This is a genomic window from Streptococcus sp. HMSC072D07, from assembly GCF_001814835.1.
In the GTDB taxonomy this organism is placed as follows: Bacteria; Bacillota; Bacilli; order Lactobacillales; family Streptococcaceae; genus Streptococcus.
This window is the reverse complement of sequence record NZ_KV818067.1, coordinates 1-13,734: the sequence shown is the minus strand read 5'-3', so window position 1 is coordinate 13,734 and position 13,734 is coordinate 1. Positions and strand designations below refer to the sequence as shown.

At 40.4% G+C, this 13,734-nt stretch carries 10 protein-coding genes; all 10 read right to left on the bottom strand.

Translation table 11 applies throughout. The features are described from left to right. Positions 1 to 150: 150 nt before the first annotated feature. The 10 genes from pepC to HMPREF2991_RS06445 all read right to left on the bottom strand — a co-directional run bounded on the left by pepC (position 151) and on the right by HMPREF2991_RS06445 (position 13,529). On the bottom strand, positions 151 to 1,485 hold the full coding sequence (gene pepC, locus HMPREF2991_RS06495; RefSeq protein WP_070567706.1) for an aminopeptidase C: 1,335 nt from the start codon (positions 1,483 to 1,485) through the stop codon (positions 151 to 153). 110 nt (positions 1,486 to 1,595) lie between these two features. After that, a complete protein-coding gene (locus HMPREF2991_RS06485; RefSeq protein WP_070567705.1) occupies positions 1,596 to 2,318 on the bottom strand; it encodes a pseudouridine synthase in 723 nt (240 codons plus the stop codon). Between the two features lie 223 nt (positions 2,319 to 2,541). Beyond that, a complete protein-coding gene (locus HMPREF2991_RS06480; RefSeq protein WP_000901578.1) occupies positions 2,542 to 2,772 on the bottom strand; it encodes a GlsB/YeaQ/YmgE family stress response membrane protein in 231 nt (76 codons plus the stop codon). A gap of 9 nt (positions 2,773 to 2,781) precedes the next feature. Beyond that, entirely contained in the window at positions 2,782 to 4,023 is a 1,242-nt protein-coding gene (locus tag HMPREF2991_RS06475) for an aminopeptidase (RefSeq protein WP_070567703.1), read from the bottom strand. A gap of 21 nt (positions 4,024 to 4,044) precedes the next feature. Beyond that, entirely contained in the window at positions 4,045 to 4,197 is a 153-nt protein-coding gene (locus tag HMPREF2991_RS06470; RefSeq protein WP_049479444.1) for a hypothetical protein, read from the bottom strand. Between the two features lie 73 nt (positions 4,198 to 4,270). Next, entirely contained in the window at positions 4,271 to 6,151 is a 1,881-nt protein-coding gene (locus HMPREF2991_RS06465; RefSeq protein WP_070567701.1) for a GmrSD restriction endonuclease domain-containing protein, read from the bottom strand. Further along, on the bottom strand, positions 6,145 to 7,458 hold the full coding sequence (locus HMPREF2991_RS06460; protein WP_070567699.1) for a DUF262 domain-containing protein: 1,314 nt from the start codon (positions 7,456 to 7,458) through the stop codon (positions 6,145 to 6,147). Before HMPREF2991_RS06460 ends, HMPREF2991_RS06465 begins: the two co-directional genes overlap by 7 nt. 7 nt (positions 7,459 to 7,465) lie before the next feature. Then, positions 7,466 to 8,416: a helix-turn-helix transcriptional regulator gene (locus tag HMPREF2991_RS06455; RefSeq protein WP_070683707.1), complete on the bottom strand. Its 951-nt coding sequence runs from the start codon at positions 8,414 to 8,416 to the stop codon at positions 7,466 to 7,468. Between the two features lie 109 nt (positions 8,417 to 8,525). Continuing rightward, positions 8,526 to 9,050 carry a DnaA ATPase domain-containing protein gene (locus HMPREF2991_RS06450; RefSeq protein WP_049479440.1) on the bottom strand — a complete coding sequence of 175 codons (525 nt, stop codon included), beginning with the start codon at positions 9,048 to 9,050 and terminating at the stop codon, positions 8,526 to 8,528. Between the two features lie 87 nt (positions 9,051 to 9,137). Beyond that, on the bottom strand, positions 9,138 to 13,529 hold the full coding sequence (locus HMPREF2991_RS06445) for a PolC-type DNA polymerase III (protein ID WP_070683705.1): 4,392 nt from the start codon (positions 13,527 to 13,529) through the stop codon (positions 9,138 to 9,140). Between the last annotated feature and the right edge of the window lie 205 nt (positions 13,530 to 13,734).

The window sequence follows — 13,734 nt, the reverse complement described above, 5'->3', positions numbered from 1 at the left end:
TCCTTTTGTACTGCTATAATAACACATATCTTTCCCTCTGTCACTTAAAGACTCAAACTAAGAAGAACTCCCTTGGCAAGCATTATCTATCACCACTTTAAGAAGCACTAAGAAAAGGCTAGGATTCCCCTAACCTCTTTTCTTTAGACTTTATTCTGCCAAGGCTCCCATTGGATCCCATGGTGCAAGTACGATTGGTTCTGCTTCATAGGCAGCTTGTTCTTCTGCTGTCAGCAATTCCTTACGGACAACGATTTGGTAAGTGTATTCATCCATCCAAGCATCTGAGGCAACGAAGTAACCATCTGTACCGACCTTTTCTCCCCATGAGTTTTCAACCTTCCACTTGGTTGACTTGCCATTTTCATCCAAATCCACACCTGTCAAGACCATGGCGTGGGTCATCAAACTTTCGCTGTAGTCCAAACGTCCAGCTTTGTCTTGAGTGAGTTGAATATCCATGCTTGATTCAAAGTCATAAACATCTGTCGCAAGGATTCCGGCTTTGCGGTTGCTAAGTTGGCCGACATCTGAACCAAACCAAACAGTTTCTCCTGTTTGCATTTGGGCAATCGCCAATTCTTTCAAGCGTTCCATTGGAACGTTGATGTAGCGAACTGCACGGCTGCCAACGACATTTCCCAACATCTCAACTGTGTAAGATTTACCGTATGGCTTGTCAGCGGTTGGAGCGTTGATAACCGAAACATAATCTTCTAGAGGAAGGTCGACATATTTCTTGTAAAACTCTTGTGGTGTGATTCCTTTTTCACTTTGGTAGTTATCATCCTTATCGCGATAAGCAAAGTCAAATTTACGTGGTGGAAGACCTAGTGACATAGCAAGGAAGTTAAAGATTTCTTGCAAGAGGTCTTCTTTCTTAGCTTGAACAGTCGCTTGGTCTGCACCAGAAGCAAGCAAATCACGCAAGATTTGGGCATCTTGACGAAGCAATTTGTTAAGAATTGCATTGAGCTCACGGCTGTTGCTAGATGAGATAGACTCAGGGTAAACAGACTTGGGCACGACACCGTATTTCTCAAAGAGGGCAACGACCATATCCCATTGACCACCATCTTGTTGTGGAGTTTGGAGTAGGAAGCTAACCTTGCGGCTCGTCAAGTCTTGGTCTGCAGTCGCAATGACTTGCTCCAAGAACCAGTTGGATTTCTCGTACTTGTCCCAGAAGAATGTGTGGGCTTGTGACAATTCAAAGTTTTCGAGCTTGTATTGAGAGATGAGTTTGTGGCGGAAGGTGTTGAGAGCTGCAAACACCCAGCAACGACCAGACGCTTTCTGGTTAGTAACCTTGTCCTTGGTCAAATCCAATGAGAAAACAGGTGTATTGTCTACATGGCTTTGGCGACGTTCTAGGGCTGCAAAAATCCCATTGTGGCTGGCAGCATTTTCGATCGCTTGGTATTTGACATTTGCTTCATAGTTAGCAAATAGTTTATCAGTAAATGATTCTTGAATCGCGTTCATAGATTCCTCCTTTTATTCTACTGTCTATTATAACTCTTTTCACAAAGGAAGCAACTGAAAAATGAAAAAGGTAAGGACATTCTCCTCACCTTTTTCTAATATAAAGCAAATTAAGCAATACTTGCAAAGAGAACTTCTAACTCCTCCTTGGTCAAGCGACGCCATTCTCCTTGTTCTAAGTTCTCATCCAAGACTAGAGTTCCCATCGTCAAACGTTGTAAGTCCAACACTTCCTTGCCACAGTAGGCCACCATACGCTTGACTTGATGGAACTTCCCTTCAGCAATGGTCACACGAACCAGACTTTGATTCTTTACTGAATCTACCGACACAATCTCCAGCTTAGCTGGCTGGCAGGTAAAATCCTTGAGCGGAATGCCCTTGACAAATGTCTCCACATCTTCTTGGGTCATAATTCCCTCGACGTGTGCCAGATAGGTCTTATCCACATGACGTTTTGGTGAAAGAAGAGCATGGGCAAGCTGGCCGTCATTGGTCAAAAGCAGGAGGCCATGCGTGTCAATATCCAAGCGCCCTACTGGAAAAACTTCCTTGGTCTGAGCAATATCATCCAACAAGTCCAACACTGTTCTGTGTTTAGAATCCTCAGTCGCTGAAATGACTCCTTGGGGCTTGTTCATCATGTAGTAGACAAACTCTTCATACTCTAGCACTTGGCCATCAAAGCGAATCTCATCTCTTTCTTCATTAATCTGCAGTTTAGCTGACTTTTCTTTTTTACCATTTACCGTCACGCGCCCAGCCTTGAGCAAGTTTTTGACCTCCGTTCGACTCCCTACTGCGCAGGTAACTAAAAATTTATCTAATCTCATAGAACTATTATATCATACTCAAAAAGAGGCTGGCTCAATGACCAACCTCCTTTTCGTTTCATACTCTTCAAAAATCTCTTCAAACCGCGTCAACGTCGTCTTGCCGTATAGATGTTACTGACTTCGTCAGTTCTATCTACAACCGCAAAGCAGTGCTTTGAGCAGTCTGCGGCTAGTTTCCTAGTTTGCTCTTTGATTTTCATTGAGTATCAGATTTAAGAAATTAACTTCCTCGTCTCCAGAAAATAGCTAAGACAACCATAGCACCTAAAACAGCTGGAACAATAGCTATCCCCGCTAGGTTTGGACCCCAAGTCCCAAAGAGCAGGTGCCCCAAAGAAGCACCAATCCAGCCGAGAAACATTTTCCCAAAGCATCCCATACTTTCTCCACGATTGGTCAAAGCACCTGCCAAGAGTCCCACTAGGAGACCAACAAACATACTTCCAAGCATAGCTTCTCCTTAAATTGCCCAGTCTCCATTGCGGAAGAGTGGTACACGTGTTCCATCCTCACGGATACCATCGATATCCATTTGGTTAGAGCCAATCATAAAGTCAACGTGAACATCTGAACGGTTAAGTCCTGCAGCTTCAAGCTCTTCTTCGCTCATCTCTGCTCCACCAACAACGCTGGTCGCATAGGCAGCACCGATAGCCAAGTGGTTTGAAGCATTTTCATCAAAAAGGGTGTTAAAGAAGGTAATCCCTGACTGAGAAATTGGGCTTGGATCTGGTACCAAGGCGCATTCACCCAAGGCACGCGCACCAGCATTTTCAAAGACAAGATCTTTCATAACTTGATCTCCTTTTTCAGCTGTAATATCAACAATCTGACCACCCTTGAAAGTTACTTTAATCCCTTCAATGATATTTCCATTATAGCTCAGTGGTTTTGTAGAAGTGACATAGCCATCTGCACGACGGAAGTCAGGGGCCGTAAAGACTTCTTCTGTCGGCATATTTGGCAAGAACCCTTCTCCCTGCGCATTGATAGCACCAGCTGATTCCCAAACGTGGTTCTTCGGCAAACCAAGAGTCAAATCTGTCCCTGGCGCTGTGTAGTGAAGGGCTGAGAATTGTTCTTTATTGAGCATTTCTGCCTTGCTCTTGAGGATAGCAGCATGCTCTTCCCAAGCCTTAACGGGATCTTCTTCGTAGACACGGCAAGTTTTGAAAATTTGGTCCCAAAGGAGGTCCACTGCTTCTTCGTCACTTGCTGCATTTGGAAAGACCTTCTTAGCCCATTCAAGTCCAGCAGCGGCAGCCACTGTCCAGCTAACCTTGTTGGATTGTGTTGCGATACGCATTGGCTTCATGGCAAGGCCCATAGCTTTAGCAGAAGCTGAAAGCTTTTCAGCGTCCACTCCGTTCAAGGCACCTGGGTCAGAAGAACGGACACCGAGACGACTCGCTTTGTTTTCAAGAAGGTAATTCATCTCAGCAATCTTGTATTCTGGCACATTGTCCAAACGCTCCATTGGCGCGTGGAGGAGTTTCTCACGGTTTACAAAGTCATCTGCCCATTGAACAATAACTTCGTGAGCTCCAAGTGCATAGGCTTCTTTGACGATTAAGTGAGCCAACTCACGTTGCTCCACATCGATAGAAAGAGCCAAGGTGTGACCAGGTTGCACATTAATTCCATTCGCAACCAATAATTTTGCATATTTTTCTAGATTTTCTTTAAAATTTGGTAAAACCATTCTATTCTTCCTTTTCTTTTGTTATTTTTCCTTCAAAGCAGAAAATAATCCTGCTAAAGCAATGGCACCCGATAATAGTGCTGTTGATAGGATAATTGTTTCGTCTGCCAGCTCTAACTGATAGTCAAAGAACTTTTCAGCTGGCTTATCTTCCGCAAAAATTCTTAGTTTCATGAAATGTCCTCCGTTACTAGTATATCACATATGATGTAAATTTAAAAACAAGCCTAATTAAGCTTGCTTTTAATTAACTATCACAAAAGTCGTGTACATATCTTTCCACTTCTTTTTCCATAGATTTAATCTCACAAATACCCCATTTATCATTCTTTTTCGTTATGGCAGCCATCATCTGTAATTTTAAACTCTGACGAGGAAAGATACCTTCTTCTTCCCATTGTTTTAATTTAGCTTCCGGATAGGAATTGCCAAACCTAGAGTTCTGACTATCGGTAATGATACAAAGATTCCCAAAGGAATGTAAAAACTCAGCAGATAATTTGCTCTCTCCATCATGTCCATTTGGATTCTGAGGATACCAATGTTCTATGGAGCGACGATAAGCAAATTTGAAATTATCAAAATTAATATCCTTGTACTCTTTCTCTAATTCGGCACGATTTTTCCATAAAACATAATCTACAAAGTTAAAAGCATAAACGGGAATTGCCCCATATTTCTTAATTCTTCTATCCTCAGTAAACAATCTTTCTTCTGCGTACGTCACTGCCATTTTTTCAAGAAATTTTTTAAAATAATCACCAAATTTTTGATCATTTAGTTCTTCAATATGTCTGTAGAGAAATTGTAAAATTTCATATAACCAACGACTATCACGATTGGCAGTGAAAGTCACAGCAAACATCGATTGCAAAAGAATGATGTTTTTGTTAATTTCCAAATCTGAAAATGTATTTTTAGTAAAGCGTTCCTCAACTATGTAATGCTCTTTTGCTTTTCCATTTGGTTGGTATTCATAATAAGTACCCTTCTGCAAAAACCACTCATCCTTATTTCTGCTTGAAGAATCCATATTTGAATTTCTAACGATGTAATTATCAAAAATATGTTTTATTTTAAGAAGAAATTCACTGAATTCAATAATCCAAGTCTTATTTTTATTTTTTATATCAAATAAAGTTAAAAGTTTCTTATCGTCTAACTGAATCTCACTGGTATCCTTACCTTCCCAAATTGCCAATACATGGAGTAGGAAGGTTGGAAAATCGATAACTTGGGTATAATCACCAAAATCTTTTTCTACTTCTATATTTTTTTCATTTATCTTTTTTCCTAATATATCTGATAACTTTCTTCTTTCGTTTTGATAAAAATCTATATCATCATAAATATTATGGAATGAGTAATTTGAAAAGTGCCATCCAAAAATACGTTCACGTTCTTGAAAATTATCTGCTCTCTTCCGTCGCATCTTAAATTGACTTGATACCGGCTTATCAAACTCTGCACAGGCATCCCAAATTCTTGCAAACTTTTGAGCCATTTCTTGATCTGTACCGAATTTAGCCATCATTTGCGCCTTGAGAATCTCATGAGCCTCTAGTTGTTCTCCACGAGAGTTGAAACGTTCGAAATAAAGATTTAAGTCTAAATCTTCAGAAAGTATACTCCTAAAAATAATAACTTTATCAAAAAGATAATCAACGAAAGACTGAGGATTAAGGTGACGCTCCTCTAGCACTTTTTTCAATGCGTCTTTAGCATGTCCGTAACCTCTAGTTAATTCATTTTCATCGTCCTCAGAGATTTTTTCCTTAGTAAATAGTTTTTGAATATTCTCATTTGATTTCTTCCTAGCTGGAAAGGTAAGATTGACAGCTTTCAATAGATCAAAACCAAACTCATGCTTCAAAGCTAAGGCAATCAAATTAAGGGCTGTTGTCCGTTGTTGCCCATCTATGATTTTGAAAATGTCATTCTCTTTATTAACGACTAATGTTCCAATATAGTAATTGTCTCTATTTTCTTGAAAAGCATCTGCTACGTCGTTCAATAACTGCTCAATTTCATCATAAGTCCAGGCAAAATTTCTCTGATAAAGAGGAATAGCATAGGTATCTTCATTTAACAGACGATTAACAGATAAGCTTATATGCGTTTCTACCATTTATCTTTTTCCTCTTCTATAATCTTGTCCACAGTATAATTTTCAAATAACTCTCTATCTATCTTTATCATGAAATCATTCGGAGTGACGGCATGAGATAAAAGTTGAAATAGCTTTTGAACCTCTTTTTGTCTAAACCTTCCACCAGCAGCATAGTTCCCAACCGTCGCATCATATATGGCTTTAGATTTAACTCGAGGGTAGTAAGACCAAATAAACAAGGTCTCTACTATCTCCTTTGATAGCTCCTCTTTTCCAAATCTATCTGCGAAAAGCGAGCAAATATTTAGGAATATATTGTGACACTTGAGGTAGCGTCCTTTTGAGCTATTGTAAATATTCAACATACCTTCTGGGTAAGCTAGATTTTTTTCTTCTCCCTCTGACTCATTGGAGACTCGTAACTTTTTATTTAAAACTTTTTTATGCTCTTTAATGGTAAAATGGACCGATTCAATATACTCAAAAAATTTACTTCCATCAATGATTGGCATAGTAATGGACATGGGGAGTTTTTCAATATGACGATACAATTCTAGGTATGGAAAGTTCTGATTCAAATCAACGCCTTTAAAGTCGTCAATAAAATCCTCTGTAAAACGGAGATAAGAGCCATAACGCTTGTTTGTTAATCCTGTCTCTCCTCGCGACCAACGTCTCATACGAAAAAGATGTTTATCAAACAACTCTTTGAGACTTAACTCTTTATCCTCTACAAATTGCTCCCACTTTTCAACAATTCTTTCATCTTCGGAATCTTGCTTGCGAAGATGATAGGCCTTGAGCAAATCATGAGGTTCTAAAGATTTTCCACGATTATTCTGAGAATCAAATAGCTGAAAGGCCTCTGATAATCGTTCTTGGGGCATAGTAATCACAGAGACAGCACAATTCTCTAATAAAAAGTTGCAAATGTCTTTTGCCTCATTTTCGCCAACTAATTGAGTTAAATTTTTCCACTCATTATAATTTTCACTCGCATGATAGCAAGATAGCTCTCCAAATTCTTCAGCACTCAACAGTTGATTAGCACCCTTATAATTCTCTAAGTCATCTAACGAATGAAGAAACAAAGAAATTGAAATTAGCCGTTGCTGTCCATCGACAATATCTAAGTGTCCATCATTCTTATGCAGGATAACGGAACCAATCTGATATTCCTTTTTCCCCATAGCATCTCGTAAATCATAAAAAAGATTACGGATATGTTTTCTGTTCCATTTATATGGTCTTTGATAAGAAGGAATCCGCAAATTCCCTTTTTTCAATAGTTCTCCAACCTTTTTAGAAGTAAATTGAATACTCATTTTATCCTCATTTATATTTATCTATCATTTCTTGAACTGTTCGCTTCATATCCTCTACTAAAATCCGAGGAGACAAAACAGTAACTGCTTCCCCTTGTCCCAGTAACCAGCGTTTAAGACCCGGTGTATACTGACTTTTAAACTTAAAATGAGTCCAGGCACCATTTTTACCAACTATTTTTGCATTTGGAAATTGATCCATCACAATAGTAGGATCATACAAATACCCAATCTCAATACTGATTTTCTTCCCGATAAAAGCATCAACTCTCTCATTACGAATATCACCATCTCTAAATTTATCTCGATAAGAAATAGAGGGTTTCTCTATACCACTAAGAGACCATGATTGGATACGGTCTACTCTTAAAGTAATATAAGTAGCGTGTTTTAACTGATAAACAACCAGATAAAAATAATGACTATCATAGTAAAGAGATACAGGCAAAACCGTCTGCTTCTTAGAAGATTCAGAATAAGGTTTTTGATAGATAATGTCTAAGACCTGTTCATGTAGAATAGACTCCGATAAATTCCAAATTTTCTCTATTCTATCTTGTTGATCCGTTAAGGGAGCATAGTTAAGCTTTTCACTGCCAATAATCTGCTCAATTTCTTTCTGATCATCACGGGGAACTAAGACCAGTAAATTATTTAGTAAGGTAGCAATTTCTTGTCTATTCAGGGCTCGATTTTCCAATAAAATCTTTGAAATAACGAGTATATCCTTTTTATTAAAAACTGACTTACTCGCTAAACAATACTTATTCGTTTTACGGTTATAAAACAAATCTCCACTATAACTGGTGTTACTAGATAAAATATCACGGAGTAGCGAAAAATCTCTCTGTATCGTCTTTTCACTAACTTCAAATTCCTGAGCCAATTGCTTTTTTCCTAACGGAGTCCCAAACTGTAAACGTAAAAAAATCGTTAGCAGTCTCTCTTGATCATTCATTTGCAATTTCCTTCTACATATTATTCAAACAATATTATTTCCAGTACATTATTATCACTTCTATAGTCTAACTAGCACTTTATATCCAAAACGATTAAAGCAAAATAAACTAGCCCTTAGATGATTTCAACTGTACCACTATGCCAGATTCGAAGAACTCAACTACGGATTCAGCCATATTTTTTAAGTCTTCGGGTAAGCAGTCTGAATATACAATGAAGAGTTTGCTTCTTTTCTTATTCTCTTTGAATTGCTGCATCCAGTATTCCTGTACCCTTTGATCAGCCTCTCCCAAAAATTGAACTCCATCCAGAAAAATCAAATCATACTCTGTATACCCCATTTGCAGTTTCATCCATTGACTATGTTTAGAAAAAATCAAATTATCTCTCACTCGATAATATGCAAGTGATGCTATTGGAGTAACAGGTTTTATTTTAGTTAACGTATAATAAAACAAATGCCATCTGTCAGTCTCTGAAATACCGCAAATGTAAATACATTGAGAATCTTCTTTTAAGTCTATTTGTGGGAATCCGGTCCAATCACTCCCATCATCTTTCAAGCCTTTTTCAAAATTATAAATTTCCTCTTCAATTGACACATTAGAATTTAAAATTTCTTGATTCACCATATTATACTCTCTTTTCTTTTATTTTTAAGAGAATTATAACAAATCAAGTGGACATATTTTGTCCACTTGATCAAAATAAGCAATTTTTTAAAACAACTCATCAAACAAACTCAACTGGTTGTCCTCTGGCATATTGCCGAGAATCCCCATTTCATCCATCTTTTCAACCAAGGTTGATGAAAGTCCACCACGCTTGCGCAGTTCTGTCTTAGAGAGGAACTCACCCTCTTCACGCGCACGCACCAACTGCTTAGCAACGTTCTCTCCCAGACCATCCATTGCTACAAATGGTGGGATAAGAGTGTCTCCGTCAATGATGAATTCAGTCGCATCACTACGATAGAGGTCTAACTTGCCAAACTTAAAGCCACGTTCCCACATCTCATTGACAATCTCAAGAGTGGTATAGAGGTCAATTTCCACATTAGAGGCTTCATTGTTCTTCCGTTTTTCAGCGATTTCTTCCATTCTGCGCTTGATGGCGTCCAAGCCCGCACCCATGGTCTTGATATCAAAAGCCTTAGCGCGGATTGAAAAGTAAGCACAGTAGTAATAAATGGGATGGTGAACCTTGAAGTAGGCTACGCGCAAGGCCATCATAACGTAGGCTGCCGCATGGGCCTTAGGGAACATATACTTGATTTTTCCACAGGATTCGATATACCACTCTGGTACCTTATTAGCCTTCATAGCCTCGATGTAGCCATTTCGTTCTTCTTCGGAAATCTTCAGCCACAAGCCCTTACGTACCCGTTCCATAATGGTAAAGGCCATCTTAGGCTCGAGGCCCGCATGCATGAGATAAACCATGATGTCATCCCGACAACCGATAACAGTCGATAGGTCCGCTATTCCTTGCTTGATCAAATCCTGGGCATTTCCCAACCACACATCAGTACCGTGGGACAGACCAGACAACTGAAGCAATTCCGCAAAGGTCGTCGGATGCGTTTCGTCTACCATCCCACGTACAAAGTTTGTTCCAAACTCTGGGATTCCCAGCATGCCCGTCGGCGTTCCGATTTGCTCCGGCGTCACCCCAAGCACATCAGTCCCAGAAAAGAGGGCCATGACACCTTCATCATCCATAGGAATTTCATTAGGATCAATCCCAGACAAGTCCTGCAGTTTCCGAATCATGGTCGGATCATCATGCCCCAGCACATCGAGTTTGAGGACGTTCTCATCGATATCGTGGAAGTTAAAGTGAGTCGTCTGCCATTCAGCCGTCACGTCATCCGCTGGATACTGAACAGGCGTAAAGTCGTAGACATCCATATAGTTAGGAATAACAACGATTCCTCCCGGGTGTTGTCCTGTAGTCCGCTTGACACCAGCAGCACCTTGAGCAAGGCGTTCCACCTCTGCATCACGATAGAACTTCCCGTAATCACGCTCATAGCCCTTGACAAATCCATAGGCAGTCTTGGCAGCCACCGTACCAACTGTTCCTGCACGGAAGGCATATTCCTCACCAAAGATATCACGCACATCCAAGTGGGCGCTAGGCTGATCTTCCCCCGAAAAGTTCAAGTCAATATCGGGAACCTTATCTCCATCAAAACCAAGGAAGGTCTCAAACGGAATATCCTGCCCATTTTTGCTGAGTTTGTGGCCACAGTTTGGACAGTCCTTATTAGGCATATCAAAACCTGAACCATAAGAACCATCGGTGATAAACTCGCTGTACTGACACTGACCACAGACATAGTGAGGGGAGAGAGGATTGACCTCCGTAATCCCGATCATGGTCGCAACGAAACTGGAACCGACAGATCCACGAGAACCAACCAAGTAGCCCCGTTCATTGGAACGTTGCACCAGCATCTGCGATGCCAGATAAATCACGGCAAATCCATTCCCCAGAATGGAAGTTAATTCTTTTTCAATCCGCAAATCAACGATATCTGGCAGAGGATTTCCATAAATCTCAAAAGCTTTCTTATAGGTCAACTCAGCAACCGTTTCTTCAGCCTTGTCGATGAAAGGCGTGTACAAGTCACCCTTAACGACCTCAACAGGCTCAAAAATTTCTGCCAAGGCATTGGTGTTTTCAATAACCAATTTACGAGCCAATTCCTCGCCCAAGAAGGCAAATTCATCCAACATCTCATTAGTCGTTCGAAAATGAGCTTTCGGAAGAGGAGCTGGTTGGGCATGTTCACCATGACCGATGGTTCGGTTAATCATAGCCCCCTGGCCCAAACTACGGACGATAATTTCACGGTAAATCTCTTCTTCCGGTTCGATATAATGGACATTTCCCGTAGCCAAAACAGGCTTCCCAAGACGGTCCCCAACCTCTATCAAACTCTTGATAATAGTTTGGAGTTCCTCCATATCCTTGACCTGCTCTTTAGCAATCAAGGGAGCATAGATAGCCGGTGGCATGACCTCGATAAAGTCATAATACTTGGCCACCTCAACCGCCGCATCCACACCTTGGGAAACGACAGCGTCAAAAACTTCACCCTCCGAGCAAGCCGACCCCAAAATCAAGCCCTCCCGATGGGCGTCTAGAACCGTTCTCGGAATCCGTGGCACCCCTTCAAAATACTTGGTGTTAGACAAAGAAACCAGCTTAAAAATATTTTTTAAACCAACTTGATTCTTGACATAAATGGTCGCATGTTTAATCCGAGCTTTTTTATAAGAATCTGGACTGATTAGATCAATATTGAGTCTAGCCAGATCGGCCACACCATGTTTTTCTGCTACCTCTTTGATAAAGATGAAAAGCAGACGACCAGTAGCTTCCGCATCGTAGTTGGCCATGTGGTGGTGTTCAAGTGCCACACCAAAACGCTTGGTCAAAGGCCCCAAACCATGACGTTTATACTCAGGATAGAGGTTTCTAGCAAACTCCAGCGTATCGATGACTGGCTGGCTAATCTTAGGCAGACCATGACGCTCATAGTTGGCATTCATAAAACCAACGTCAAAGGTAGCATTGTGGGCTACTAAGACTGTATCCTTGCAAAACTCTTGGAATTCTTGTAAAACTTGTTCCAGTGGTTTGGCATTTTTGACATGATCATCTGTAATACCAGTCAACTCAGTAGTAAAGGCTGATAATGGATGTCCGGGATTGATAAATTCATCAAATTCGGCAATAACATTCCCCTTATACATCTTAGAGGCCGCAACCTGAATCAAGTCATTATAGATAGCTGAAAGTCCCGTCGTTTCAACGTCAAAGACCACGTAGGTCGCTTCTGACAAGTCCATCTCCACTTCGTTATAAACGATAGGGACACGGTCCTCCACGATATTGGCTTCCATTCCATAGATCAGCTGGATTCCAGCTTTCTTAGCTGCCTTGTAGCCATGTGGGAAGGATTGAACATTTCCATGGTCGGTGATGGCAACCGCCTTGTGCCCCCACTTAGCAGCTGTCGCAACGATCTCCTCTACCTCTGGTAGAGCATCCATGGTCGACATGTTGGTATGAGCATGAAACTCAACCCGACGCTCACCTTCTGGCATCAAATCCTTCCGCTCATAGTGAACAACTTCCTGCACATCCTGCACGTTCATTGTCAAATCACGTGTGAAATTATTCATCTCCACATTTCCACGAACTCGGAGCCAAGAATTCTTCTTAATGATGTCAAACTTCTGAGCTTCTTCTTCATTCTTAACCCATTTTTGCATTGAAAAACTTGAAGTGTAGTCTGTCATTTTAAAGTTGATCAAAACGCGACCAGTTCTGGTCACCTTATGCTCCACATCAAAAACGACCCCTTCAAAGACCAGACGATTTTCCTCAGTCGTCACGTCAATCATCTGGGTAACCTCAGCCTTATCTAGTTTAGGCTTGGCCATAGCCTTTTTAGCCTGAAAATCAAAGGCTGGCTTCTCTTCTACTGGAGGAGGAGCCATTTGTTCCAGTTGCTCCATAGCTCGTAAAGCTTCTTCGTTGGCAGCCTGAACGATTTGTTCATTCTCCGTATGGAAGGCCTCCTCCTGCTCCTGTGTAAGAGCATCATTCTTTTCTATTTGACAAACAAAGGCTGGGAAACCAAATTTTTCAAGTTGCTTTTCTAAATTAGGAAGATGATTCTTCTTAAAGTGCTCCTTATCAATCGCCTCTGAACCTTCAATAATGAGTTGATTTCCCTCCGCACGAACGTTTAAATTCTGGTAAAGAGATTTAAACCCTTGACTTGCACATGGACCTTCAGAAAAAGCCTCCTTGTAGTAGGCCTGTAAGAGTTCATTAGAGAATTCTTGAGAAAGAGTCTTGATTTCAAAAACAGCTCGATTCCCTGTCTTAGAAAATTCTTCACAAAGCCCTTTCTTTAACTCCAAAAAGATTTCAATCGGTAAAATATTAGAAAATACAAAATAAAATTCCCATACCTTACTAATTTTGTGAACCACAACACGCTCAATTCTGGCATCAACAAGAGCAGGATCCCGTCTCAATTGATCAGAGATTCCTAGTTGATTCATTAAAATTTCAAACTTACTTGCCATTCATTTTCCTCACATTATTCTCTTACTATTTTACCATAATTAAAGAAAATATATGACTAGTACCATTCCTTAAGCACTGCTAGTTTACACAAATTTGTTCCGTAAACAAAAAAGAAGACTCACAGAATCTCCTTAGTAAATAAAAAAAGATACCCTTAAGTATCCTCGTAATCAATCGGGAAGACAGGATTCGAACCTGCGACAC